Below are 25,412 nucleotides of genomic sequence, written 5' to 3'. Positions count from 1 at the left end.
TCTCAGCCCCACACATTAGCTGCGATGTCCCCAGAGGTGAGGACACACGTTCACCCCTGCCCGGTTGCGGACGGCTCAGTGCCCCTCCGGGACGGGATACGGGGGGAACGCACCGGCCAGCTCCGCGGCCTCCTCGGGCCCCGTGCTCTCGCCCCGCACGGCCGCGCCGAAGAAGCCCGCGATCCGCTCCATCTCCGCCTCCTCCATCCCCTGGGTGGTGACCGCCGCCGTGCCGAGCCGGAGGCCCCGCTGGTTCCCGTACGGCAGGGCGCAGGTGTCGAGGACCATCCCCGCGGCGGCCAGCCGGCCCCGGGCGGTCGGCCCGTCGACGCCCAGCGGCGCGGGATCCGCGGTGATCAGGTGGGTGTCGGTGCCGCCGGTGACGACCGACAGGCCCTCCCGCTCCAGGGCCGCCGCGAGAACCCTCGCATTGGTGACCACCTGATGGGCGTACGTGGTGAACGCGGGCGCCTCGGCCTCCCCGAACGCCACCGCCTTGGCCGCGATCGTGTGCATCTGCGCGCCGCCCTGCGTGAAGGGGAACACCGCGCGGTCGACCCGCTCCGCCAGGTTCGCGCCGCACAGGATCATCCCGCCGCGGGGGCCGCGCAGCACCTTGTGCGTCGTGGCGCAGACGACGTCGGCGTACGGGACGGGGCTCGGGGCCGCTCCGCCGGCCACCAGGCCGATCGGGTGCGCGGCGTCGGCGACCAGGTACGCGCCCAACTCGTCGGCGATCTCGCGGAAGGCGAGGTAGTCCGGGTGCCGCGGATACGAGATCGAGCCGACCACGATGGCCTTGGGGCGGTGCTTGTCGGCCAGCGCCCACACCTGCTCGTAGTCGATCAGCCCGGTCTCGGCGTCGACGCCGTACGGGACGAAGGAGAACCAGCGGCCGGAGAAGTTCGCGGGCGAGCCGTGGGTGAGGTGTCCGCCGAACGGGAGCCCCATCGCCAGCACGGTGTCCCCCGGCCGCAGCAGCGCGGCGTACACGGCCAGCACGGCCGCGGACCCGGAGTGCGGCTGGACGTTCGCGTGTTCGGCGCCGAACAGGGCGGTGGCCCGGTCACAGGCGATGCGCTCGGCCACGTCGACGTACTCGCAGCCGCCGTGGTGGCGCTTGCCCGGGTAGCCCTCGGCGTACTTGTTCGCCAGCGGCGAGCCCAGGGCGGCCAGTACGGCCGGGGAGTTGAAGTTCTCCGCGGCGATCAGCTGCAGCCCGCGCGCCTGCCGGCGGGTCTCCCCCAGCAGGACGTCGGCCAGCTCGGGGTCCTGCCGGCGCAGGGCGTCGAAGTCGGCTGCCCAGGGGCGGTGAACCTGTGTGACGGTCATGGCGCGGCTCCGGCGCGTGGGGGTGCAGTACGGCCACTGTAGGCCGCACCCCTCCCAAACGCACCGGAAACGGACGGATTACCCCCGTGCCGTGCCGTCCGGCCGACGCCTCAGTGGCGGGCGCCGACCCCGGTCAGGGCGGTGACCACCGGATCCAGGGCCTGCTGGATCTCGTCGCCGATGGAGCGGAAGAAGGAGATGGGTGCGCCGTACGGGTCGTACACCTCGTCCGCCTCGGCGCTGGGGGCCAGCAGCCACCCGCGCAGGGCCGCGGCGGCCCGTACGAGGGCCCTGGCGCGCTCCACCATGCCGTCGGTGCCCTCGTCCAGGGGCGGCAGCGTGGCGGGGTCTATGGCCCGCACCAGGCGGGTGAACTCCTTCAGCGTGAAGGTGCGCAGGCCCGCCGAGTGGCCCATGGAGATGACCTGCGCCCGGTGGTCCCGGGTGGCGGTCAGCACCAGGTCCGCCCGGATGACGTGCTCGTCCAGCAGCTCGCGCCCGGTGAACCCGGAGGCGTCGGCGCCGAAGTCGGCGAGGACCTCGGCGGCGTTGGCCTCCATGGGGGCACCCTCGTGCCCCCAGGTGCCCGCGCTCTCGACGATGAGGCCCCCGATGCGGTGGGTGCCGTCGGCGCCCGGGAGCGGCTCGCCGAGCCGCTCCACCAGGGCGTGCCGGGTCAGCCGCTCGGTGATCGGGGACCGGCAGACGTTGCCGGTGCTGACATGGAGGATGCGGAAGGCGGTCCCATCTATGCCACGGCCCTCAGGGCTCACGGCGCCACCTCGAGGTCGGGTACGACCTCCCGCAGCTGCTGCGCCGTCAGGGCACCTTCCCGCAGCAGGACGGGCACCTTGCCGGTGACGTCGACGATGGAGGACGGCTCGATGCCGGGGGTCGGGCCGCCGTCGAGGTAGACGGAGACGGAGTCGCCGAGCATCTCGCGGGCCGCGTCGCAGTCCTCCGGCGCCGGGTGGCCGGACAGGTTGGCCGAGGAGACGGCCATCGGGCCGACCTCGGTCAGCAGCTCGATCGCCACCGGGTGCAGCGGCATGCGGACGGCCACGGTGCCGCCGGTCTCGCCGAGGTCCCACTGGAGGGAGGGCTGGTGGCGCGCGACGAGCGTGAGGGCACCCGGCCAGAAGGCGTCGACCAGTTCCCAGGCCTGCTCGGAGAAGTCCGTGACGAGGCCGTGGAGGGTGTTCGGGGAGCCGATCAGCACGGGCGTGGGCATGTTGCGGCCCCGGCCCTTGGCGCGCAGCAGGTCGGCGACGGCCTCGGAGCTGAAGGCGTCGGCGCCGATGCCGTACAGGGTGTCCGTGGGGAGCACCACGAGCTCGCCGCGGCGCACGGCGGACGCGGCTTCGCGCAGGCCCGTCTTGCGGTCCGTCGCGTCGTTGCAGTCGTATCGCCGGGCCATCAGCGGGCCTCCTCGTGGAGCGTGGTCGGAACGGTGTCGGGGGTCATCACGGCAGCGCCTTGCGGGCGGTGGCGAAGCGCGGCCGGTTGTTCAGGTCGGGGTGGTCGGCCGCGTCGGCCCAGCCCCGCTCCTCGGCGAAGATCCACGGGACCTGGCCGCCCTGGGTGTCGGCGTGCTCGATCACGACGACGCCGCCGGGGCGCAGCAGCCGGTGCGCGGTGCGCTCCAGGCCGCGGATGGTGTCGAGGCCGTCCTCGCCCGAGAACAGCGCCATCTCGGGGTCGTGGTCCCGGGCCTCCGGGGCGACGTACTCCCACTCGGTGAGCGGGATGTACGGCGGGTTGGAGATCACCAGGTCCACCTGGCCGTCCAGCTCGGGGAGCGCGGTGAGCGCGTCGCCCTGGTGGACGGTGACCCGCGAGCCGTCCGCGTTCTTGCGCGTCCAGACCAGCGCGTCCTCGGACAGCTCGACGGCGTGCACCCGGGACCGCGGCACCTCCTGCGCCATGGCCAGCGCGATCGCGCCGGAGCCGGTGCACAGGTCCACGATCAGCGGCTCGACCACGTCCATCGCCCGTACGGCGTGTATGGCCCAGTCCACGACCGACTCGGTCTCGGGCCGGGGCACGAAGACGCCCGGGCCCACCTGGAGCTCCAGGTAGCGGAAGAAGGCGCGTCCGGTGATGTGCTGCAGCGGTTCGCGGGCCTCGCGGCGCGCCACCGCTTCCCAGTAGCGCGCGTCGAAGTCGGCGTCCTTGACGGTGTGCAGCTCTCCCCGTTTGACGCCGTGGACGAAGGCGGCGAGCTCCTCCGCGTCGAAGCGCGGTGAGGGCACGCCCGCGGCGGCCAGCCGCTGGGTGGCCTGGGCCACCTCCGCGAGCAGCAGGTTCACGCTTCCTCCAGCGAGTCCGTACGAGGTGTTACCGCGCGGTGTTACGGCGCGTCTTGCGTCTTACTGCGCGGCCGCGAGCTTCGCGGCGGAGTCGGCGTCGACGCAGGCCTGGATGACCGCATCGAGGTCGCCGTCGAGGACCTGGTCCAGGTTGTACGCCTTGAACCCGACCCGGTGGTCCGAGATCCGGTTCTCCGGGAAGTTGTACGTACGGATCTTCTCGGACCGATCGACGGTGCGCACCTGGCTGCGGCGGGCGTCGGCGGCCTCCTGCTCGGCGGCCTCCTGCGCGGCGGCCAGCAGCCGCGAGCGGAGGATGCGCATGGCCTGCTCCTTGTTCTGGAGCTGGCTCTTCTCGTTCTGGCAGGACGCCACGACGCCGGTCGGGAGGTGCGTGATGCGCACGGCGGAGTCGGTGGTGTTGACGGACTGGCCGCCGGGACCGGACGAGCGGTACACGTCGATGCGGAGGTCGTTCATGTTGATCTCGACGTCGACCTCCTCGGCCTCCGGGGTCACGAGGACGCCGGCGGCGGAGGTGTGGATCCGGCCCTGGGACTCGGTGGCCGGCACGCGCTGCACGCGGTGCACGCCGCCCTCGTACTTCAGGCGGGCCCAGACGCCCTGGCCGGGCTCGGTCGCGCCCTGGCCGCCCTTGGTCTTCACGGCGACCTGGACGTCCTTGTAGCCGCCGAGCTCGGACTCGGTGGAGTCGATGATCTCGGTCTTCCAGCCCACGCGCTCGGCGTACCGCAGGTACATGCGCAGCAGGTCGCCGGCGAACAGGGCGGACTCGTCGCCGCCCGCGCCCGCCTTGATCTCCAGGAGGACGTCCTTGTCGTCGCTCGGGTCGCGCGGCACCAGCAGCAGGCGGAGCTTCTCGGTGAGCTCCTCGCGCTGCGCGGTGAGCTCCTTGACCTCGGCCGCGAAGTCCGGGTCGTCGGCCGCGAACTCCTTGGCGGTGTCGATGTCGTCGCCGGTCTGCTTCCAGGCGCGGAAGGTGCCCACGATGGGGGTCAGCTCCGCGTAGCGCTTGTTCAGCCTGCGCGCGTTGGCCTGGTCGGAGTGGACCGACGGGTCGGCGAGCTGCTTCTCGAGGTCGGCGTGCTCGCCGACCAGTTCCTCGACCGCCTCGAACATCGGGGGACTCCTGGAGTGAATGAGCGAAAGGGCTGCGGGGGTGCGGGGGCCGCCGGCCGCGGGGGCGGCGTACGGGGCCACGCCCGCGGGACGACAAAGGCGCCGGTCGCGCCGCCCCCGGGAGAACGGGGGCGGCCGGCGACCGGCGCCGTGGCTCGCTACTTCTTGGAGCCGGCAGCCTTGCCGAAGCGGGCCTCGAAGCGGGCCACGCGGCCGCCGGTGTCGAGGATCTTCTGCTTGCCCGTGTAGAACGGGTGGCACTCGGAGCAGACCTCGGCACGGATGGTGCCCTCGGTCAGGGTGCTGCGGGTGGTGAACGACGCGCCACAGGTGCAGCTGACCTGGGTCTCGACGTACTCGGGGTGGATCTCGCGCTTCAAGGGTGTCTCCTAGTTTCGGGAGGGCTCCGGGTCGCAGGGGCCGAATTGCGCGCTGCGTGAACCGGGGCCGACGTACCAGTCTGCCAGGACCGGGACGCCTGTCAAAATTCCGGGACGCTGTCGTCAACCGACCCGGGTGCCCGGGTATTCCGGGGGCCTCCGGGTGCTACTTCAGGATGCCCTCGGCCTGGCCCTTCGCACCCGTCTCCAGCGCCGCGGCCGGCAGCGGCCGGTCCTGCAGGAGCGCGGCCCAGATGAGCCCGGTCTCCTTCTCCAGCGGGACGACGCGGTTGGGGTCGGCGGCGTCGGCGCCCACCGGGAGGGTGACCATCTGCATCCCGGAGGGCTCGATGCCCTCCAGCCCGGCCGCGAAGCCCATAAGGGACTTCACGTCCCCGAGCTTGCGGTCGGTGGTGATGGCCTTGGTGGCGGTGTCCGCCACGTCGAGCAGGCGCTTGGGGTCGTCGAACACCCCGATGCTCTTGACCTGCTTGATCAGTGCCTTGATGAAGGCCTGCTGGAGCTGGATGCGGCCGAGGTCGCTGCCGTCGCCGACGGTCTTGCGGGTGCGCACCAGGCCCAGGGACTGCTCGCCGTTGAGCTTGTGGGTGCCGGCGGCGAGGTTGAGGTGACTGGCCCCGTCCTTGATCGCCTTCGTGGTGGTGACCTCGACGCCGCCGAGCTTGTCGATGATCTTCTTGAAGCCGGTGAAGTCGACCTCGAGGTAGTGGTCCATGCGGATGCCGGACATCTTCTCGACGGTCTTCACGGCGCAGGCGGGGCCGCCCACGGTGAAGGACTCGTTGAACATCTGCCGCCGGCCGCCCGGGTCCGTGCCGCCGCCGTCGGTGCTGCAGGAGGGCCTCGTGACCAGGGTGTCCCGGGGTATGGATATGACCGCGGCCTTCTTGTGGCCCTCGTAGAGGTGGACGATCATCGCCGTGTCCGAGCGGGCGGAGCCGCCGTCGTCGGCGCCGTACTCCCCGTTGGCCCCGGAGCGGGAGTCGGATCCCAGGACCAGGATGTCCATCGAACCGTTGTCGACGTCGGCCGGGCGGTCGTCGCCGAGGGCCGCGTCGATGTCGACGCTCTTGAGGTTGCCGTTGAACTTCACGTACACGTAGCCGAGGCCCACGCCGCCGAGCGCCACCACGCCGGCGGCGGTCCACGCGGCGACGGTGAGCGCCCTGCGTCGCGTCGGCGGGCGCTTGCGCCGTCGGCCCTTGCCGTTCCCCGCGCGCGTGCTCTGCTCGGTCATGCTCTCCTCGTCTCCGCGATCGTCCCCGGGTCTGCTGCTACCCCTCCCGCGTTCCGCCAGGAGAGACGGGGGATCCCGCCGAAGGGTTGCACGACGCGCTGTGCCCACCGTGTGGAGACGGTGGGCACAGCGTGACGGTGCGGAGGAGGTGGCGCCGGGCTGTCGTCCGGCGCCCACCTGGGCTTTAACCGAGCAGGTCGTAACCGCCGAAACCGGTTCCGAATGCGACACGTGTGGCGAACGTCGCACTCGCGGTGGCCGAACCGGTGCCCTTGTAGAGCCACAGGGCGCCGGCGGAGTCGCGGGCCAGCAGGTCCGCGCGGCCGTCGGTGTTCACGTCGCCCACGGCGACGACCCGGTTGTACGTGTTCCAGCCGCCGCCGATCTTGACGCGGGCGGCGAAGGCCGAGGTCCCGGCGGTGCCGGTGCCCTTGTACAGCCACAGGTACCCGGAGGAGTCGCGGGCCACCAGGTCGGCCTTGCCGTCGCCGGTGAAGTCGCCGTGGCCGCGGACCATGCCGTACGCCTGCCAGCCGGGGCCGACCAGGACCGAGGCGGCGAAGGTGCCGTCGCCCTTGCCCGGGTGGATGTAGAGGTTGCCCGACTCGGTGACGCTGAGCAGGTCCGGCACGTCGTCGCCGGTCACGTCGCCGGGGGCGACGATCTGGCGGCGGGTGCTCCAGTCGCTGACGGTCTTGGTGTGCACCCAGCCGGTGCCGGAGACGTAGTGCGACCAGTAGACCGCTCCGCCGGTGTCACGGCGGATGACGTCCTGGCGGCCGTCGCGGTCGAGGTCGGTCTGGGTGATCAGGTTGGCCGAGCTCAGCGTGGTCCAGGCGCTCTGCCGGCTGTAGCTGGAGACCCGGGAGTGGAAGGGGTACACCGACTTGCTGGAGCTGCCGCGGGCGAGCAGGTCGGCCGTGGAGTCGCCGCTCCAGTTGGCGTCGTACACGCGGGCGCGGATCGGGCCGGCGTACGCGGTGACCTTGGCGTAGACCCCGTACGAGCCCTCGTTCACGCAGGTCACGGAGCCCCAGGAGACGATGCCGATCAGCCGGCCGCTGCGCACCAGCGGGCCGCCGGAGTCGCCCATGCAGGACGAGGTGGTACCGGCGTCCTTGCCGGAGGCCGGCGTGCCGGCGCAGAGCATGTGGCCCTTGATCAGCTGGTCGCCCCAGTAGTCGTCGCAGGTGGTGTCGGCGACCAGCGGGAGGTCCGCGCGCTTGAGGTACGGGGAGATGTCCTCGCTCGTCGAGCTGTAGCGGCCCCAGCCGTACACGCTGGCCGTGGCGCCCGTCTGGTACAGCGAGGTGTCCGTGGAGCGGGCGATCGGCAGGTTCTTGACGGTCACCGGCGAGCTGAGCGTGAGGACGGCCACGTCGTTGTCGGTGGTGGCGACGTCGTACGAGGGGTGCTTCCACTGGCGCTTCACGAAACGGTACGTGCCGCCGTGCCAGTCGACCGAGTCGTCGTCGTTGACGGTCGGCAGCTGGCTGGTGCCGACGACGACGAAGCTGTCGCGGGTCCAGTCGAGGCCGTCGACGCAGTGGGCGGCGGTGACGATCTTCGTCGGGGTGACGACGGTGCCGCCGCAGAAGAAGCCGAGGTCGTCCTCGGGGTCCTCGGTGTCCTGGTCGTCGAAGAAGTGGAGCTGCGCCATCCACGGGGCGTTGGCGATGCTCTCCGCGCCACCGCCGATGATCATCGGCGCCGAGGGCTTCGCCCCCGACTCGGCGGCCTTGCGCTGGCGCGCGTCGATGGAGCCGGCGACGCGCTCGGCGATGTCCCGGTCGTCCGTTCCGGTGCCGGCCGCCGTGGTGCCGGCCGCGTCCACCTCGGCGAGGAGCGGGGACTCCGCGGCCGCGGGCGCCGCAGCCTGGGCTGCGGTGGCGGTCAGTCCCGTACCGAGCAGGGCGGTGACGGCCAGGGCCACGGAGACCACTGTTCCGGGCCTGCGCCACGGCCGGGCGGCACGAGTGCGTATCTGCACGCGCATTCCTTCGGTTCGGGCGGCGGCGGGGGCCGCCGCAGGGCAGGAGCAGCTGGTGGGCAGCTGCCGCGCAACGATGTTCGCGTACGGGCCGTGCGCCGCGTACACCGGGTGGAACCCCGGCGTCCGCGACGGGGCGGGCGGCGCGGCCGCGGGACCGCGCCGTCACCGAACTCCTCAGCGGTGTGCGGCAGTTCGGCCCGAGCACGCCGCGGGGGAACACTCCCCCGCAGACGCAGAACACCGCCCCCGTCACCGAAGTGACGAGGGCGGTGTCCTAGACGCCGGAGAAGCCCGTTCCGGTTCCGGCCGGGCCGCTCGTTCCGCGTCAGTCGTCGTTCTTGCCGGACGACGGGGTCGTCTTGGCGATCTGCATCAGGAACTCGGCGTTCGACTTCGTCTGCTTCATCTTGTCGAGGAGCAGCTCGATCGCCTGCTGCGAGTCGAGCGCGTGCAGCACCCGGCGCAGCTTCCAGACGATGCTGAGCTCCTCGCTGTTGAGGAGGATCTCCTCCTTGCGGGTGCCCGACGGGTCGACGTCGACGGCCGGGAAGATGCGCTTGTCGGCGAGCTTCCGGTCGAGCTTGAGCTCCATGTTGCCGGTGCCCTTGAACTCCTCGAAGATCACCTCGTCCATGCGCGAGCCGGTCTCGACCAGCGCGGTGGCCAGGATGGTCAGCGAGCCGCCGTCCTCGATGTTGCGCGCGGCACCGAAGAAGCGCTTCGGCGGGTAGAGCGCGGTCGAGTCGACACCACCGGACAGGATGCGGCCGGAGGCGGGCGCCGCGAGGTTGTACGCGCGGCCCAGGCGGGTGATCGAGTCCAGCAGGACGACCACGTCGTGACCCAGCTCGACGAGGCGCTTCGCGCGCTCGATGGCCAGCTCGGCGACCGTGGTGTGGTCCTCGGCCGGGCGGTCGAAGGTCGAGGAGATGACCTCGCCCTTGACCGACCGCTGCATGTCGGTGACCTCTTCCGGACGCTCGTCGACCAGGACGACCATCAGGTGGCACTCGGGGTTGTTGTGCGTGATCGCGTTGGCGATCGCCTGCATGATCATGGTCTTGCCGGTCTTCGGCGGGGCCACGATCAGACCGCGCTGGCCCTTACCGATCGGCGACACGAGGTCGATGATGCGGGTGGTCAGCACGCCCGGGTCGGTCTCCAGGCGGAGCCGGTCCTGCGGGTACAGCGGGGTGAGCTTGTTGAACTCGGGGCGGCCGCGGCCGGACTCCGGCGCCATGCCGTTGACCGAGTCGAGGCGCACCAGCGCGTTGAACTTCTCGCGGCGCTCGCCCTCCTTCGGCTGGCGCACGGCACCGGTGACGTGGTCGCCCTTGCGCAGGCCGCTCTTGCGGACCTGGGCGAGGGAGACGTACACGTCGTTCGGGCCGGGCAGGTAGCCGGAGGTCCGGATGAACGCGTAGTTGTCGAGGATGTCGAGGATGCCCGCGACGGGGATCAGCACGTCGTCGTCGGCGACCTGCGGCTCGCTCGTACCGAACTCGTCGCGGCCACGACGGCCACGGCGGTCGCGGTAGCGGCCCCGACGGCCACGGCGGCCGCCCTCGTCGTCGAAGTCGTCCTGCGGCCCGGTGTTCTGCTGGCCACGGCCGGCCTGCTGCTGGCGCTGGCCGCCCTGGCCCTGCTGGCCGCCCTGCTCGTCGCCCTTGCCGCGCTCGCGGCGGTCGCGCTGACCGCGCTCGCCACGCTCGCTGCGCTCGCCGCGGTCACGGCGGTCCCGGCGGCCGCGGCCCTCGGCACCGTCCTGCGGGGCGGAGACGGCGGTGGCCGCCTCGGCCTTGGCGTCGGTCTGGGCCTCGGCCTTGGCCTCGGCCTGCGCCGGGGCCTCGGCACCGGCGGGGCTGCCGGCGGCGGCGGTGGCGCGGCGGCGGCGGCGCTCGCCGGCCGGGGCGTCGTCCGCCCCGCGCTCGGCGTCGCCCGCACGGGCGGTGCCCCCGGCCGGCTGGCCCGGGATGTCGATCTGCTGCTGGGCGGCCGGCTTCTCGGCACGCGCGGCGGCGGGGGCCTCGGCCGGCGCCTCGGCGGTCTCGCCGGTGCGGGCCTTGGAGGTGGCGCGGCGCTTGGGCTTGGTCTCGGCGGTCTCGCCGGCGCTCTTGGCGGGGGCGGCGCTGCCGCCTCCGGCCTGCGCCTCCTTGATGACCTCGATCAGCTGGCTCTTGCGCATGCGCGCGGTGCCCCTGATCCCGAGGCCCGAGGCGACCTGCTGGAGCTCGGCCAGGACCATGCCCTCGAGGCCGGTGCCGGCGCGGCGGCGCTTGGGGGTAGCAGCACCCGCGGGCGCGCTGGTGTCGACACTGGTGTCGGCAGCGCCCATCAGATCGGTGGTGTCGCTCACGAAGGGTCCTTCCCTGGAGCGGACGTCGGCCTGTCTGGCTCGGCGACCGGTTGTGCTGTCCGACCTCGGTCCCTGGTGTGCGGTCCGAGTCGGGGCGGTGGTCCGCCGGTAGAGGTACGGCGGAGGAATACGTGCATGGGTTCCGGCGAGAAGCCCCCCAGCTGGAAGCGTGGGAATGTCACGCCGATTCCGGAGCGTGCTCGAAACTGCCTGGCAGTGATCAAAGCAGTTGGGGAGGCTCCCGGAAGAAGGGTGGTCCCTGAAGGGGACACTGAGCACCGAGCCACGACGGCTTCGGATGCGTACTTGAGGTTAACACTACCGGATCCAACAGACATTCCCCCTCTCACTCACCGGCAATCGCGCCCTTCCGACAAGGGCGGTACCAGCAGGACCTAGCCAGCGAGCGGCAGCACGCTCGCACCCGCGGCGTCGAGGGCGAGCCGGTTGGCCGCCCATCCCTCGCCCGCGAGAAGCGCGACCTTGTCGGCCGTGCCGTTCTCGGCCAGCGCGAGGACCGTGGGTCCCGCGCCGGAGATGACCGCGGGGACTCCGTCCGCGCGCAGCCGGTTGACCAGTGCGACGCTCTCCGGCATCGCAGGGGCCCGGTATTCCTGGTGCAGCCGGTCCTCGGTGGCGGGCAGCAGCAGCTCGGGGCGCCGGGTCAGGGCCTCGACGAGCAGCGCGGCACGGCCTGCGTTGACGGCGGCGTCGACGTGCGGGACGGTGCGCGGCAGCAGGCCGCGGGCGGTCTCCGTCAGCACGGGCTTGGAAGGTACGAAGACCACCGGAACGATGGAATCCGAGGGCTCCATCCTGATGGCCCTGGCGGCGCCCCCGTCCATCCAGGCCAGGGTGAACCCGCCGAGGAGGCAGGCCGCGACGTTGTCGGGGTGACCCTCGATCTCGGTGGCCAGTTCCAGCAGCGCGGCGTCGTCGAGCTTGTTCTCCCCGCCTATGGTCACGGCGCGGGCGGCGACGATGCCGGCGCAGATGGCCGCCGAGGACGAGCCGAGGCCCCGGCCGTGCGGGATGCGGTTGGCGCAGACGACCTCGAGGCCGCGCGGCTGGCCGCCCAGCAGGTCGAAGGCGGTGCGCATGGAGCGTACGAGCAGGTGGCTCTCGTCGCGGGGCAGGCTGTCGGCGCCCTCTCCCGCGATGTCGATGTTCAGGCCGGAGTCGGCCACGCGGACGACCACGTCGTCGTAGAGCCCCAGGGCCAGGCCGAGGGCGTCGAAGCCCGGGCCGAGGTTGGCACTGGAAGCGGGGACGCGCACCCGTACGGCGGCGGCGCGGAACGCTGGACCGGCCATCGCTCGATGACACTCCTTGTGACTGTGCGAGATGTTCGCGGTGAATGTACTTGACTTCGTACGGCATCCGAAGGCCCCGGGGGCAGCACCATGGGCATATGCGGCGGGTCGGATGTAAGTACAGCCTATCGAAGGAAGGTTCTGTCGCGACATAGGGCGCACAGGAGGCGCACGATGCGTGTCGCGGCGACCCTTGCCCGTTTGTCTGCGTACGGCCCGTCTTGCCGGTTTGCGCTGTCCGGCGCGGCGACCCGTTCACGGTTCTGGCCAACGGCCGAACCGGGGGTCCGGTTACGCGGAGGCCTCCCGTACGGGCGTACGGGAGGCCCCTCGGGCGTCCTAGACCAGGCCCAGCCGCACGGCGGCGGCCTCGGCGTCCACCGGGACGGTGACCGGCTGCGGAGCGCCGGCGATCGCCCAGTCGGGGTCCTTCAGGCCGTTGCCGGTGACGGTGCACACGATCTTCTGGCCCGGGTCGACCTTGCCCTGCTCGGCGGCCTTCAGCAGGCCGGCCACGGAGGCGGCGGAGGCGGGCTCCACGAACACGCCCTCCTGCGAGGCCAACAGGCGGTAGGCGGCCAGGATCTGACGGTCGGTCACCTCGTCGATGAAGCCGCCCGACTCGTCGCGGGCCGCGAGGGCGTAGTCCCAGGAGGCCGGGTTGCCGATGCGGATCGCGGTGGCGATGGTGTGCGGCTCCTTCACCGGCTCGCCGCGCACGATGGGCGCGGAGCCGGAGGCCTGGAAGCCCCAGACCCGCGGGGTGCGGGTGGCGAGGCCGTCGGCCGCGTACTCCTTGAAGCCCTTCCAGTACGCGGTGATGTTGCCCGCGTTGCCGACCGGCAGGACGTGGATGTCGGGGGCGTCGCCGAGCGCGTCGACGATCTCGAACGCGGCCGTCTTCTGGCCCTCGATGCGCACCGGGTTCACCGAATTGACCAGCGCCACCGGGTAGTTGTCGGAGAGCCGGCGGGCGAGGGTGAGGCAGTCGTCGAAGTTGCCGTCCACCTGAAGGATCTTGGCGCCGTGCACCAGCGCCTGGCCCATCTTGCCCAGCGCGATCTTGCCCTGCGGCACGAGCACGGCGCTGACCATGCCGGCGCGCACCGCGTACGCGGCGGCGGAGGCGGAGGTGTTGCCGGTGGAGGCGCAGATGACCGCCTTGGCGCCCTCCTCCTTCGCCTTCGTGATCGCCATGGTCATGCCGCGGTCCTTGAAGGAACCCGTCGGGTTCGCGCCCTCGACCTTGAGGTGGACCTCACAGCCCGTGCGCTCGGAGAGGACCTGGGCCGGGACGAGCGGGGTGCCACCCTCGCGGAGGGTGACCACGGGAGTCGTCTCCGTGACCGGAAGCCGGTCCCGGTACTCCTCGATGATCCCTCGCCACTGATGGGTGCGATTGCTGCTCATGGGTCCTTTACTCCCCTTCAACACGCATGATGCTGGCGACACCGCGCACGGTGTCGAGCTTGCGCAGCGCCTCGACGGTCCCCGAGAGGGCCGCGTCGGCCGCGCGGTGGGTGACGACGACGAGGCTCGCCTCGCCGTCCTTGCCCTGCTGGCGGACGGTGTCGATGGACACGCCGTGCTCAGAGAACACCGTGGCCACCTGCGCGAGGACACCCGGCTTGTCCGCCACATCGAGGCTGATGTGGTAGCGGGTGACGACCTCGCCCATCGGGCTGACCGGCAGCTGGGTGTACGCCGACTCGCCGGGCCCCGTTGCCTCGGCGAGCTTGTTCCGGCAGACGGCGACCAGGTCGCCCAGGACCGCGGAGGCGGTCGGCGAGCCGCCCGCGCCGGGCCCGTAGAACATCAGCCGGCCGGCCGCCTCCGCCTCGACGAAGACGGCGTTGTACGCCTCGCGGACGGAGGCGAGCGGGTGGCTGAGCGGGATCATCGCCGGGTGGACACGGGCGGTGACGGACTGGCCGTCCGCCGCGCGCTCCAGGATGGCGAGGAGCTTGATGGTGCAGCCCATCCGCTTGGCGGATGCGAAGTCCGCGGCGCTGACCTCGGTCATGCCCTCGCGGTACACGTCGTCGAGGCGGACGCGGGTGTGGAAGGCGATGCCGGCGAGGATCGCGGCCTTGGCGGCGGCGTCGTACCCCTCGACGTCGGCGGTCGGGTCGGCCTCGGCATAACCGAGGGCGGTGGCCTCGTCGAGGGCCTCCTGGTACCCGGCGCCGGTGGAGTCCATCTTGTCGAGGATGAAGTTCGTCGTGCCGTTGACGATGCCCATCACGCGGTTGATCTTGTCGCCGGCGAGGGACTCGCGCATCGGGCGGACCAGCGGGATGGCGCCGGCCACGGCGGCCTCGTAGTACAGGTCGAGCCCCGCCTGCTCGGCGGCCTCGTGCAGCGCGGCGCCGTCCTGGGCCAGCAGCGCCTTGTTGGCCGAGACGACGGAGATGCCGTGCTCGAAGGCGGTGGTGATCAGGGTGCGGGCGGGCTCGATCCCGCCGATGACCTCGATGGCCACGTCGATGTCACCGCGTTTGAGCAGCGCGGTGGCGTCGGTGGTGATCAGCGCGGGGTCGATGCCCTCGCGCACCTTGGAGGGACGGCGCACGGCGACGCCCGCGAGTTCCACGGGCGCGCCGATCCTGGCTGTGAGGTCGTCGGCGTGCGTCGTCATGATGCGCGCCACCTCTGAGCCGACCACTCCACAGCCCAGCAGCGCCACCTTCAGCGGACGCGTACGCATCATCTCGACCTACGCCTTTCGTCATGACCCGGCTTGCTCGTGCAAGCACGGTGTGAACCAGTCTCACGCACTGGACAGGACTTTCCATCCCCTGTCCAGATCGCGAGATGTCTATTTCATTTATCCGAGGTCGAGACGCAGGAGATCCTCCTCCGTCTCGCGCCGGACGATCACGCGCGCCTCCCCGTCGCGGACCGCGACGACGGGCGGGCGCAGCGCGTGGTTGTAGTTGCTCGCCATGGAGCGGCAGTAGGCCCCGGTCGCCGGTACGGCGATCAGGTCGCCCGGCGCCAGGTCGGCGGGCAGGAACGCGTCCCTGACCACGATGTCACCGCTCTCGCAGTGCTTGCCGACCACACGGGACAGCATGGGTTCCGCGTCGGAGCGGCGCGAGACGAGCGCCACGCTGTACTCGGCGTCGTACAGGGCGGTGCGGATGTTGTCCGACATGCCGCCGTCGACGCTCACGTACGTCCGCAGGCCCTCCAGCGGCTTGACCGTGCCCACCTCGTACAGCGTGAAGGCGGTGGGGCCGACGATCGCGCGGCCGGGCTCGACGGAGATGCGGGGGGTGCGCAGGCCCGCGGACTCGCACTCGCGGGTGACGATCTCGCCGAGGGCCTTGGCGATCTCGTGCGGCTCGCGGGGGTCGTCCTCGGGGGTGTAGGCGATGCCGAGGCCGCCGCCGAGGTCGATCTCGGGCAGCTCCACGCCGTGCTCGTCGCGGACGGCCGCGAGCAGCTGGACGACGCGGCGCGCCGAGACCTCGAAGCCGGCCATGTCGAAGATCTGCGAGCCGATGTGCGAGTGGATGCCGATGAGCTCCAGGCTCTCGTGGCCCAGGGCGCGGCGCACGGCCTCGGCGGCCTGGCCGCCGGCCACGGCGATGCCGAACTTCTGGTCCTCGTGGGCGGTGGCGATGAACTCGTGCGTGTGCGCCTCGACGCCGACGGTGACGCGGATCTGGACGCGCTGGCGCCGGCCCAGCTCGGCGGCGACGTGGGCGACGCGGGCGATCTCCTGGAAGGAGTCGAGCACGATCCGGCCGACGCCGGCCTCGATGGCGCGGCGGATCTCGGCGACGGACTTGTTGTTGCCGTGGTACGCGATCCGCTCGGCGGGCATCTCGGCGGCGAGCGCGGTGCTCAGCTCGCCGGCGGAGCACACGTCGAGGTTGAGCCCCTCTTCCTTGAGCCAGCGCACAACGGCCTTGGAGAGGAAGGCCTTTCCGGCGTAGAAGACGTCGGCTTCGGTGCCGAAGGCGTGGGCCCACGCGCGGCAGCGGGCGCGGAAGTCGGTCTCGTCGAGGAAGTAGGCCGGGGTGCCGAACTCCTCGGCGAGGCGCGTCACTTCGAGGCCGCCGACGGAGACGACGCCGTCGTCGTTGCGGCGCACGGTCCGCGACCAGACCTTCTCGTCAAGGGCGTTGAGGTCGGCCGGCGGCGCGGTGTAGTGGCTCTCGGGCAGCACGTCACCGTGGCGGGGGCCTGCGGGGTGTGCGGAACGGCTCATGACGGCGTGGCTCTTTTCTGCGGTCTGCGTCTACGAAGTCTCGGGTGCGTCGATGCCGAGCAGGGACAGGCCGCCCGCAAGCACCGTCCCGGCGGCCTCGACGAGGGCCAGGCGGGAACGGTGGGCGGCCGAGGGTTTCTCGTCGCCGAGGGGCAGCACCGTGTGCTGGAGGTCGAGCAGGGCATCCCCGAGGGTGACGAGATGCCTGGCCAGCCGGTCGGGCGCGCGGTGGTGGGCGGCCGCTTCCAGTACGAGGGGGTACTCGGCGAGGGCGCGGAGTACGGGGTGGTGGTCGGGGGTGGCTCCGGTCTCGGGCGCGAACCCGAGCTGGGCGGCGTTGCGGAGCAGGGCGCGGGCGCGGGAGTGGGCGTACCGGACGAGGAAGAAGGGGTTGTCCTCGGTCTGCACCAGCAGGGACGCGGGGAACGCGGGCGCCTCGGCGGGCGGCACGCTGAGCATGGCCCACCGGGCGGCCTGGTCGCCGTACCGCGCGACGGCGTCGGCGTCACGGCGGGCGAGGGGGGCGACGTCCAGCCCGTCGTAGGGGTCGGCGACCCCTCGGGCCCGGAGCAGGCGGACGACGGCCTCGCACACGGCCTGGCGCCGGACGTCGGTGCCGGCATTGGTGCGGAGGGGCTCGACGGGAAGGCCCCCGTCCACGAACCCGTACTCGCTCCCCTTCTCAGCCACCTCGCGCACCAGCTCGCCTGCGGCCGCCGGCCGCAGCTCGAAATTGAGGAACCCGCCGCCGGTGACGACGACGCTCCGGATCCCGGGCTCGCGGGACAGGGAACTCGCCAGCACCTCGGCGACCCGCCGGGGCCCGCCCTCGGCACCCTTGCCGACCCGGAAGGCGACGGGAGTGGCGTACTCTCCCACCCCGCCCGGCCGGGTGCGCTCGACGACCACCCGCTCGGGCACGGTCACACCGCACAGCTCACCCCGCGCGACGGCGCTGCGCACGGCACGCGCCACGGTGCGGGAGAGGTCGGCGGGGGTCACGGGACAAGCGTATGGGAGAGGCCCCCCCTCCCCGCGAACCGATTCCGGCATGTGAACGCCGAGCCGCCGGAATCCACCCACGGCCGAGCCCCCAGGGACCCGCCACACACGCGAACGCCGGCACGGACTGCTCATGGATCAACGGATCACCGGATCACCGGATCAACGAATGACGGACCCGGCCCCCATCCGCCCCTCACCACTCCCGTCCTCACCCTCCGGGCGCTCGTCCGCAGCCGGCCGGGTGTCGATCAGCCGCCGCACGAGCCGCACCAGCTCCGCGGGCTCGAAGGGTTTGGCGAGGAAGGCGTCCACCCCGGCCGCGACCCCGGTCTCGGCGTCGTACTGGGTGCACGCACTGACGATGGCGACGGGCAGGTGGCGCGTCCGCGGGTCCGACCGCAGCCGGGCCGCGGCGTTGATCCCGTCCAGCCGCGGCATCACGACGTCCATGGTCACGACATCGGGCCGCACCTCATGGACCACGTCCAGACATTCGGCACCATCGCTCGCGGTCACGACCTCGAAGCCCTCCAGCTCGAGGTTGACCTTGATCAGCTGCCGGATGACCTTGTTGTCGTCGACAACAAGCACCCGGCCCGACGCGCCTGGCACAACTTGAGAGTAGGTCCGCTCCGGGTCCCGCGTCCGGGTTTTCCCCACTTCCACCCCCTGCGGGCGACCCGCCCCCACAGACCTGCGAAACCCGTTCCTGATCACCCCTCCGGAGCTGGTAGTGTTCCTTCCGTCGCCGCAAGGCAACACCCCGCCCCCGTAGCTCAGGGGATAGAGCAACGGCCTCCGGAGCCGTGTGCGCAGGTTCGAATCCTGCCGGGGGCACTTCGCACGAAGTGCCTAAAGACCCCGCCACCAGCAGAGATGCTGAGGACGGGGTCTTCTTGCATGCGCAGCCAACTGCCGCCGCAAGCAGCCGTATGTCAGGGTCCGTGGACTATTCGTGGACAGGATCTTGGTCCATCGGCGCAGGTCAGCCCGGGAAAATGAGAAGGCCCCCAGGACACGTCCCAGGGGCCTTGGCGGCGCCACCGTCGCAAGATCACTTGCCGCTCACTCGGCGATCACTCGTACTCGCGCAACAGGTCCTCGATCCGGCGGTTCGCCACCTCCTGCCGACCGTCCAGGCACTTCGCGTACCGACTCAGCAGCACCTCCACACTGTTGCCGGCGCGCTCGGCGACTTCGGTCGGGTCGACGCCCGCATTGAGCCAGGTGGAGAGCGCCGAGTGCCGGAGGTCGTACGGCCGGTGGGCGAGCGGCGTCGCCGCGACGGCGGGTGGCAGCGCCAGGACCCGTGCTTCCTGCCAGGCCCGGTAGTACGTGGAGGAGGACACCACTCCCCCGCCCGCACTGGCGAACAGCCGGCCGTCCGCGGCCGTGCCGAAGGTGTCCAGGTGCTCGCGGAGGATGGACACGAGCTGGGGCGGGATCGGCACCCGGCGGACGTCTTCCGTGGGCCGGTTCTTCAGGCCCCGGTCGTCGTGGCTCTGCCCCGAGTCGGTCCACTGCTTCCCGACGCTGGGCCGGGTCCGGTGCAGCAGTGCCGTGCCCCAGCCCGAGTCCGGGAGGGTGAGGTCAGGCTCGGACAGCCCGACGGCTTCGGCAGGCCGGAAGCCCCCGAAGTACATCCCGGCGAAGAGACCCACCAGGCGCCGGCCGCGGGCCCGACGGTAGCCGCCGACGTACGAGACCGCATGCAGCAGCGAACGGGCCTGCTCCGGGTTGGCCACCACCCGGGGGTCCACCTCGTTGGAGACCTTAGGCTTCTGCCACCGGACGGCCGCGAGAGGGCTCTCGCGGAACTCTCCGAGGTCCACGGCGTACAGCAGAGCGTTCACCAGCGTGCGCCGCTTCCGTCGTACGGTCTCGGCAGCCGCGGCGGTCCCGTCCAGCTTGATCCTCAGCGAGTCGAGGACCGCCCGCCCCAAGGCCGGGTCGGAGAGGTCGGACAGCGGCCGGGATGCCTTGGCAACCCAGTGCAGGACGTTGCCGACGTCGGCCGGCAGCTCCCGGTCGTCCGGACCGGGGAGGACGAACGCCCAGTTCCTCAGGGCCTTTCGTAACTCGGCGTCCGCAGGGCGGCCCGGGCGGTCTCCGAGGAGCGCCATCGTCACCGAGGTCAGGGACTCGTTGATCCCGTCCCGGGTGTTCGGCGCCGCGTGGGGCCACTTCATGGCGAGGTACTTGAGCGCGAAGGCGTACCAGGTCAGCGTCGCCGTCTGCTCTGCCATCGAGCCGGGGAGCCCGGACGCCGTGTCGAACTCCTCCCCGTCGCGGGCAGCCCGCATGAGCTTGGACCGGTAGTTGTCCGCGAGCCCCTTCGTCCGGAAGGACTCGGAGAAGGCCTGCCCGGCCACGGACCAGCGAACGTCGTAGGACGGGCGCTTGGTGTCTCGCTTCCGGACACTCCAGATCTTGACGTCCAGCGACTTCACGCGGCAGCCCTCTCCCGCGACCGAAGCCAGGCGTGGAAGTCGGAGCGCCAAACCCGCAGCTCGCCGTTGGGCAGCGTGAACGCTTTGGGTGCCTTGCCGAGCTCGCGCCACCGGTAGAAGGTCCGCCGTGAGATCCCCTTCAGCTCGGCGAGGATCTCCGCCGTGGTCATCAGCTCGTCATTCACGTCACGTCTCCTTCCAGGGCAAGTTCGGCCCGGAGTTCTCGGGCGTGGTCGCGGTTGTGCTGGATGTCGCGGCGGATGTTGGCGGCGAGCCAGGACTCTCCGGGAGTGTGGCCGTGGCCGGCGTAGGCCCAGTGGGCAACGACCAGGAGCGTGGACTCGGGGTGGTCGTCGGGGTCGGGCAGGCCGAGGGCGGCTCGTTGCTGGGCTGCGCGGTAGTCGGCGCGGACCTGGCGTAAGGCGCCGAGGGTCGTGGAGTAGCGGCGGGACTTGGTGGAGAAGTGGCCGCGGAAGCCGAGCATGTGGGCCCAAGCCCGAAGGCGCCGATCCGGGTAGGCGCGGTCGAGGTCCATGCAGGCTTCCATCAGGCGGCGGGGATGGTCGGGCACACCGAGGAGGACGAGGGCTTCCTTGTTGCCCACCGGGTGGTCAACGGTGCCGGTCGTCTCGGCCGCCTTGGTGGCGTACTTCGCGACGTAGGCGGCGACCGCCTGTTCCGTCACCTCTTCCCCGTCCCCGAAGGCCCCGATGGGCTGGACGTCGATCTGATCGCCCCACCTCAGGACCCAGCCCTCGTCGAAGCCGTGCTCGGGGGCGCCCGGCACGACGACGCCTACGCGGGCGGCGGCGGCCCGGATCGCGTCGGTGAGCAGGTCGAGGGTGGCCCAGTCCGGGGGCGGGGTGTCGGGCCCGTCAGGGCCGTCGAAGCGGACGACCGCGTGGAAGTGCACGGCTCCGCGTTTTTGGTACTCGGCCACCTTGCCGAAGGAGACGCGGGACTGCTCGCGGGCGGCCTTCTGGGTCAGGCCGGCACGGCGGGCGATCTCCCGGCGGAGGTAGATCGTGAAGTAGCGCCACAGCTCGGAGGCGTGGTTGTTCCACAGCACGGCGCCGGCGTAGTCGTAGGTGTCCGGGTCGAGCGGAGTGCCCAGCTCTGCAGCGTCTTCCGGGTGCTGGGAGCCGCAGCGGCAGGGCCGGGTACCGGGGCGGTTGTGGACCGGCCCGAAGGACGGTGCGGTCAGGGTGGCGAAGACGCGGGGGTGGTCGCGGATCGTCTCGGGGGTGCCCTTGTCAGCGGCACCGACGAGTCCGGCCCGGATCAGGTGGTAGGTGTCGCCGGCGTAGGTCCAAGCGCAGGCGGGGCAGCGGGAGGCACGGCGGTTGCCGCAGGCGACGCGGAGGACCCCGCCGGGTTCGGCGTCGGTGGTGTAGGCGTGGATCACGGTCCGGGTGGCCAGGTCGAGGAGCTTGGTGCCGCCGGTCAGGCGGATGGGGGCGGCGCATCCCCCGGTGCGGCGGATCTGCTCGGTGAGGCGGTCGAAGCCGGGGGACCCGGTCACCCGGAGCAGATCGCTCAGGGTGGCCGGGTCCAAGCCCGCCGCGGTGGCGGAGTCGGTCAAGGCGGTCACTTCCCGACCCGGACGAGGGCGGCCGGAAGGGTGCGGGTGCCGGTGCCCTTGCAGGCCGGGCAGCGGGCGGGAAGGGTGCGGCGGCGTCCGTCCGGCGTGGTCGTCCCGGTGGTGATGTGGACGACGGGGAAGCCGTCGCAGTGGGAGCAGACACGGGCACTCGGGGGCTGGGGCATCATGAGTTGTCCCTTTCGGATCCGGTGGATTTGGAATGGGCGGAGCCGTCCGGGGCGGCGGAAGTTTGGCGACCGAGGCCGCCCCGGAGGGCGTTACTTGCGGCGGCCGCGCCTGACCACGGCGTTGAAGACCCGCATGTCCTCGCGGGTGGCGGTGCCGTCGCCGATGCGGTCGCGGATCGCGTTCAGGCGCTGCGATCCCTCGCGCTTGGCCTGCTGGAGCTTGCGGTCCTGCTCGACGTGGTCGATCTCGGGGCGCTTACGGAAGAAGCCCATGGCAGTGGCCTTTCTCTTGGTTGATCGGGGACTTGGAGACCGGATTCGGTCAGCGTGTGGCGCGTCTGCCGTGACCCTTGTGCGCGTACATGGAGGCGTCGGCGGCGGACAGCGCGTCGGTGAGGGCCGGTACCAGCAGGCGTTCGCGGTGGCAGTGCCCGACCGAGGCCGAGACCCGCAGGGTGTGGGCGCGGTGCGTGACGGGTTCGTCCAGCGCGGCGCGGAGGGCGGGGAGGCCGGGAGTGCGGGCGGGATCTGTGACGATGGCGGCGAACTCGTCCCCGCCGAGCCGCGCGGCGATGCCGTGGCGTCCGCACCAGGTGGCCAGGCGGTGGGCGGTTGCGGTGAGGACCACGTCGCCGGCGGCGTGGCCGTGTGTGTCGTTGATGGCCTTGAAGTCGTCCAGGTCGACCAGAATCACGAGAGCGCTGGGATGCTTGGCCATCAGGCGTTCGGCGCGGGTGGTCCAGCCAAGGCGGGTGTGCAGACGGGTCAGGGGGTCGCGGCGGGCGGTGGCCAGCCGGTGCAGGAGCAGCCCGCCGTGCAGGGCCCATCCCAGGGCCGGTAAGCCCGCAGCGATGACGAGGGCGTCCATGAGCGTCACCGCCCCTTCTGGAGGTCCTTGACGAGCAGGCGCAGGACCACCGCGATCACAGCGACGGAGACGCCGGTGATGGCGAGTGCGAGGAGCAGCGAGACGAGGACGGTCCCGACGACCAGGACCACGGCACCACCACCGGCGGCGAGGGCCAGCGCGCTACCGGGGGTGATCTGGACGGTGGTGCGTACCGTCGGCGCGGACTCGTGACGGGTCTCGACGTCGGAGGCGGACGGGGTGGGCAGAGAAACGATGCCGGTCGGGAGCGGGTTGATCGGAACGTGCGGTCGGAACACGACGGGGTCTCCCTACTTGGTGATCGGGTCGATGAGCGGGGCGAACAGGCTGTCGGCGAGGAGGTAGCCGCCGAGGAGGATCACGGCGACGAGCCACCAGGGCGGGCGGATCAGCTTGATGCCGAGGGCGCCGACGACGATCAGGACGAGCCAGAGCGGGACGTCCATGAGGTGGTCTCCTTCGAGGTCAGCTCGGGTTGCAGCGGTGGGTGCGGGCGGCGAGTTCGGCGCCGGCACGGCTGGAGTAGTCGGCGGAGAAGTCGCAGCCGGGGGCGGTACACACGGCGGTGTGGAGCGTGCGGCCCCGGCCGTCGCTGTGGCTGCCGACGCGCAACGGTCCGATGCGGATGATCTTGTAGAAGCGGTTTGGGCGCATGGGGTGGTCTCCTTTCGTGTCAGGTGAGCTGAAGGGCGATCGAGTCCGCCAGTGCGGCGGGTACGCCGAGTCGGTTGCGGAGCGTCGCTCCGTCGATCGGGGTGCCGGTCTGGGCTTGGTGGACGGCCGCGATCTTCCGGGCGTGGTCGAGCAGCGCGGGCGGAACGGGGACAGCGGGCGTCGAGGGGGCGGCCTCCGGCGGCACGTCTTCTACGACGGTCTCGGCTGGCGGTAGTTCGGGAGCCGGGGCCGGTTCGCGCTCCACCCTCAGACTCAGAGCGGATTCGGCGTCGGGATCCTCCCCGGGCTTCGGCATCGGCTCCGGCACCGTCGCTGTCGTGGGGGCGTGAGCGAGGAGCGTTCCGCCGAGGAAAGACAGCGCGGGCCATCCAGCGACGAGGATTCGCAGCCAGGGCGGCACATGCTGCATGTCGAGCAGTCCGGCGGTGGCGACATTGGCGCCGAGGGATGCGATCAGGGCGATGGCGAACCAGAGCCAGGCGTCGCGATTGTCTGCGCCGGTACGGATCCGGCGCCAGGCGGCGACCAGCAGCAGGTCGACGCTCACCGGGTAGGCCCACGCCTTCCAGCCGTCCTGCCCGGCGGCCACGGCGAGATCGTGCAAATGAGCGAAGGACAGGGCCCCGGCGATGACCGCCTGGACGAGTACGAGGTCGAGGCGGAGGGTGCGGAACACAGAGCTACCTCCTTTCAGGGTCGAATCAGGCGAGGCCGGTGCCGAAGCAGGTCGGGCACAGACCGGTCTGAGTGGCGGTGATCTGCCGGAGCCGACGGCCGACACGGACAGCCGTCCCGGTCTCCCCGGTCCCGTCGCAGGTCTCGCAGGGCAGCGGAGCGGGCACGGGCTTGGTCGACCGACGGCGCGAGGTCTGAGGCCTCTTCGCGGTACTCATGGCCGTTCCCTTCGTTTTGGACATGGGCCGGGTAGGGACCTGGCGCGAGACGGTCACGCCGGCCGGAGGGAGGGAAGGGCTAGTCCGTCGCCGGAACCGGCTGCACGAGCGGGATGGACTCACCCAGCGCGGGCTTGGCGGGGGCCGCCGGCCGATACGGGGCGAGGAGCGGAAGGACCGGCGTCAGGTGCGCGTACTCGGCGCAGATGGCGGCGGCCTTGGCCGCGCTCAGTTCGGGCGTACGGATCCTCGACCAGCCGCCGGAGGAATCACCGGCCACGGCGACGCCGGGCATGTCGGCCCGGAGGACCATCACGGCGACCACCGCGTCCGGGGCAACGTCACCCAAGCCCATGTCAGCGGTCTGCTTGTCGTTGACGCGGTGAACGGTCCGGCCCGTGAGCTGGGCTCGGAGCGCGGTGGCGCCCTTGCCGAGGTCGGAGCCGAACCGCTGCCCACAGACCTCCAGGAAGATGCCGGCGGCGCGGGCCATCTGCCCCAGGCGGACCATCTGCGTGACCATCCGGTCCCGACGCTCTTCGTCCTTCTTCACAGCAACGAGGAACAGCTCGGCAACCTCATCCACCAGCAAGACGATCGGCACCGGGCGAACGTTTTCGGGCAGCGCCCAGACGTCGGCGGCGCCGTGCGCGCTGAGCAGGTCGAAGCGGTCTTCCATCTCCGCCACGAGCGCGTCCAGGAGCCCGGACGCCTCATCCGGCGTGATGGCGAGGGCCGACAGGCGGGGTGCGTATCCCGTTTGCTCGACACCCCGCTTGCAGTCGATCCCGACGAGCGCCACCGGCAGGCGGGCGAGCCCGGCCACCAGGTTGCGCTGGTACATGGACTTGCCCGACTGGTTGGCACCGAGCGTCAGCGCGTGCGGGACCTTCAGGTAGTCCCGGACGAACGCGGTGCCGTCTTCCCGAAGCGCGACCGGAACCGCCAGCGGCTTTGCAGGTACCCGGCGCGGCATCCGCACCTTCCGCAGCACGTCGTAGCCGGTCATGCGCAGCTCGACGAACCCCGGCTTGATCTCCACCACGTTGACCGAGTGCACGCCCCAGGCGTGCCGCAGCCGCTCCGAGGCCGCGGCCACGTCGGCGGGTTCCAGGCCGGCGGGGAGGCGAAGCGTGACCCGCAGCCCTGTCGAGGTGCCGCGTACCCAGCGGACCTTCGGCGGAACGGGCTGAACGTCGCTGCGGCGGGCGATGTTGCGCGCCATGAACGCCCGCAGGCGGGACGGCTGCACCGTCAGCCCGCACACGTCCATCGTTGAGCGGTACGTCGTCGCGAAACGCACCTGCGCGGCCGGCAGGCCGACCAGCGACCAGTAGACGCGGGGTGCGCGGGCCTTCGCGTAGCCGAGGCCGCCTCCCAGACCGGCCAGTGGAAGGCCGATCTCCCATAACGCCGTCAGATCGGCCACG

Annotated in this window: 26 protein-coding genes and 1 tRNA gene; 1 reads left to right on the top strand and 26 read right to left on the bottom strand. The window is 71.7% G+C overall.

Annotated features, from left to right (window positions below; all coding sequences use genetic code 11):
- Positions 1-75 precede the first annotated feature (75 nt).
- The 15 genes from glyA to ACIQUQ_RS01175 form a co-directional block, all read right to left on the bottom strand.
- Positions 76-1,332 (bottom strand): serine hydroxymethyltransferase, encoded by a 1,257-nt coding sequence (gene glyA / locus ACIQUQ_RS01245; RefSeq protein ID WP_403969774.1) that lies wholly within the window; start codon positions 1,330-1,332, stop codon positions 76-78.
- 110 nt (positions 1,333-1,442) lie between these two features.
- Entirely contained in the window at positions 1,443-2,105 is a 663-nt protein-coding gene (locus tag ACIQUQ_RS01240) for a protein-tyrosine-phosphatase (protein ID WP_399948609.1), read from the bottom strand.
- Entirely contained in the window at positions 2,102-2,749 is a 648-nt protein-coding gene (locus tag ACIQUQ_RS01235) for an L-threonylcarbamoyladenylate synthase (RefSeq protein ID WP_403969771.1), read from the bottom strand. Before ACIQUQ_RS01235 ends, ACIQUQ_RS01240 begins: the two co-directional genes overlap by 4 nt.
- 46 nt (positions 2,750-2,795) lie before the next feature.
- Positions 2,796-3,641, bottom strand: coding sequence for a peptide chain release factor N(5)-glutamine methyltransferase (gene prmC / locus ACIQUQ_RS01230; RefSeq protein WP_399948604.1), 846 nt, complete (start codon positions 3,639-3,641; stop codon positions 2,796-2,798).
- 60 nt (positions 3,642-3,701) lie between these two features.
- On the bottom strand, positions 3,702-4,781 hold the full coding sequence (gene prfA, locus ACIQUQ_RS01225; RefSeq protein WP_403969768.1) for a peptide chain release factor 1: 1,080 nt from the start codon (positions 4,779-4,781) through the stop codon (positions 3,702-3,704).
- A 158-nt stretch (positions 4,782-4,939) separates the two neighbouring features.
- Positions 4,940-5,161, bottom strand: coding sequence for a 50S ribosomal protein L31 (gene rpmE, locus ACIQUQ_RS01220; RefSeq protein ID WP_030492616.1), 222 nt, complete (start codon positions 5,159-5,161; stop codon positions 4,940-4,942).
- A 166-nt stretch (positions 5,162-5,327) separates the two neighbouring features.
- Positions 5,328-6,419: an LCP family protein gene (locus ACIQUQ_RS01215; protein WP_403969765.1), complete on the bottom strand. Its 1,092-nt coding sequence runs from the start codon at positions 6,417-6,419 to the stop codon at positions 5,328-5,330.
- Between the two features lie 184 nt (positions 6,420-6,603).
- Positions 6,604-8,415 carry a trypsin-like serine protease gene (locus tag ACIQUQ_RS01210; protein WP_403969762.1) on the bottom strand — a complete coding sequence of 604 codons (1,812 nt, stop codon included), beginning with the start codon at positions 8,413-8,415 and terminating at the stop codon, positions 6,604-6,606.
- Positions 8,416-8,737: 322 nt separating this feature from the next.
- Complete coding sequence (gene rho / locus ACIQUQ_RS01205) at positions 8,738-10,768, bottom strand: transcription termination factor Rho (RefSeq protein WP_403969759.1); 2,031 nt, start codon at positions 10,766-10,768, stop codon at positions 8,738-8,740.
- A 395-nt stretch (positions 10,769-11,163) separates the two neighbouring features.
- Positions 11,164-12,081 carry a homoserine kinase gene (gene thrB / locus ACIQUQ_RS01200; RefSeq protein ID WP_403969756.1) on the bottom strand — a complete coding sequence of 306 codons (918 nt, stop codon included), beginning with the start codon at positions 12,079-12,081 and terminating at the stop codon, positions 11,164-11,166.
- A gap of 339 nt (positions 12,082-12,420) precedes the next feature.
- Entirely contained in the window at positions 12,421-13,491 is a 1,071-nt protein-coding gene (gene thrC / locus ACIQUQ_RS01195; RefSeq protein WP_403662225.1) for a threonine synthase, read from the bottom strand.
- Between the two features lie 7 nt (positions 13,492-13,498).
- On the bottom strand, positions 13,499-14,791 hold the full coding sequence (locus ACIQUQ_RS01190) for a homoserine dehydrogenase (protein WP_403969753.1): 1,293 nt from the start codon (positions 14,789-14,791) through the stop codon (positions 13,499-13,501).
- Positions 14,792-14,908: 117 nt separating this feature from the next.
- Positions 14,909-16,300: a diaminopimelate decarboxylase gene (gene lysA / locus ACIQUQ_RS01185; protein WP_403969750.1), complete on the bottom strand. Its 1,392-nt coding sequence runs from the start codon at positions 16,298-16,300 to the stop codon at positions 14,909-14,911.
- Between the two features lie 30 nt (positions 16,301-16,330).
- The gene (nrtL, locus tag ACIQUQ_RS01180; protein ID WP_403969747.1) at positions 16,331-17,302 is read right to left on the bottom strand and encodes an ArgS-related anticodon-binding protein NrtL; all 972 of its coding nucleotides are present in this window, start codon (positions 17,300-17,302) and stop codon (positions 16,331-16,333) included.
- Between the two features lie 162 nt (positions 17,303-17,464).
- Entirely contained in the window at positions 17,465-17,965 is a 501-nt protein-coding gene (locus ACIQUQ_RS01175) for a response regulator (RefSeq protein ID WP_403969744.1), read from the bottom strand.
- Between the two features lie 105 nt (positions 17,966-18,070).
- Between ACIQUQ_RS01175 and ACIQUQ_RS01170 the strand changes: the two genes are divergently transcribed.
- Positions 18,071-18,142 (top strand) — tRNA-Arg (locus ACIQUQ_RS01170).
- 239 nt (positions 18,143-18,381) lie between these two features.
- On the opposite strand, the gene ACIQUQ_RS01165 is transcribed toward ACIQUQ_RS01170, so the two are convergent.
- The 11 genes from ACIQUQ_RS01165 to ACIQUQ_RS01115 all read right to left on the bottom strand — a co-directional run bounded on the left by ACIQUQ_RS01165 (position 18,382) and on the right by ACIQUQ_RS01115 (position 25,411).
- Entirely contained in the window at positions 18,382-19,755 is a 1,374-nt protein-coding gene (locus ACIQUQ_RS01165; RefSeq protein WP_403969741.1) for a tyrosine-type recombinase/integrase, read from the bottom strand.
- The gene (locus tag ACIQUQ_RS01160) at positions 19,752-19,925 is read right to left on the bottom strand and encodes a helix-turn-helix transcriptional regulator (protein ID WP_403970537.1); all 174 of its coding nucleotides are present in this window, start codon (positions 19,923-19,925) and stop codon (positions 19,752-19,754) included. The genes ACIQUQ_RS01165 and ACIQUQ_RS01160 overlap by 4 nt, the downstream gene beginning before the upstream one ends.
- Positions 19,926-19,936: 11 nt before the next feature.
- A complete protein-coding gene (repSA, locus tag ACIQUQ_RS01155) occupies positions 19,937-21,337 on the bottom strand; it encodes a replication initiator protein RepSA (protein WP_403969738.1) in 1,401 nt (466 codons plus the stop codon).
- A 5-nt stretch (positions 21,338-21,342) separates the two neighbouring features.
- On the bottom strand, positions 21,343-21,525 hold the full coding sequence (locus ACIQUQ_RS01150; protein ID WP_403969736.1) for a hypothetical protein: 183 nt from the start codon (positions 21,523-21,525) through the stop codon (positions 21,343-21,345).
- A gap of 90 nt (positions 21,526-21,615) precedes the next feature.
- Positions 21,616-21,798, bottom strand: coding sequence for a hypothetical protein (locus ACIQUQ_RS01145; protein ID WP_403969733.1), 183 nt, complete (start codon positions 21,796-21,798; stop codon positions 21,616-21,618).
- A gap of 49 nt (positions 21,799-21,847) precedes the next feature.
- Positions 21,848-22,393: a GGDEF domain-containing protein gene (locus ACIQUQ_RS01140; protein ID WP_403970534.1), complete on the bottom strand. Its 546-nt coding sequence runs from the start codon at positions 22,391-22,393 to the stop codon at positions 21,848-21,850.
- A 5-nt stretch (positions 22,394-22,398) separates the two neighbouring features.
- Positions 22,399-22,692, bottom strand: a complete 294-nt coding sequence (locus ACIQUQ_RS01135) for a SpdD-like protein (RefSeq protein ID WP_403969730.1) — start codon at positions 22,690-22,692, stop codon at positions 22,399-22,401.
- 12 nt (positions 22,693-22,704) lie between these two features.
- Positions 22,705-22,860, bottom strand: coding sequence for a hypothetical protein (locus ACIQUQ_RS01130; protein WP_403969727.1), 156 nt, complete (start codon positions 22,858-22,860; stop codon positions 22,705-22,707).
- 19 nt (positions 22,861-22,879) lie between these two features.
- Positions 22,880-23,068, bottom strand: a complete 189-nt coding sequence (locus tag ACIQUQ_RS01125) for a mobile element transfer protein (protein WP_403969725.1) — start codon at positions 23,066-23,068, stop codon at positions 22,880-22,882.
- Between the two features lie 19 nt (positions 23,069-23,087).
- A complete protein-coding gene (locus ACIQUQ_RS01120; RefSeq protein WP_403969722.1) occupies positions 23,088-23,765 on the bottom strand; it encodes a DUF2637 domain-containing protein in 678 nt (225 codons plus the stop codon).
- A 296-nt stretch (positions 23,766-24,061) separates the two neighbouring features.
- A complete protein-coding gene (locus ACIQUQ_RS01115; RefSeq protein ID WP_403969719.1) occupies positions 24,062-25,411 on the bottom strand; it encodes an FtsK/SpoIIIE domain-containing protein in 1,350 nt (449 codons plus the stop codon).
- Position 25,412: the final 1 nt, after the last annotated feature.

The sequence above is a fragment of the Streptomyces sp. NPDC101118 genome, from assembly GCF_044759445.1.
GTDB lineage: Bacteria > Actinomycetota > Actinomycetes > Streptomycetales > Streptomycetaceae > Streptomyces.
The sequence above is the reverse complement of the archived record's forward strand: the minus strand, read 5'-3'. Positions and strand labels throughout refer to the sequence as shown.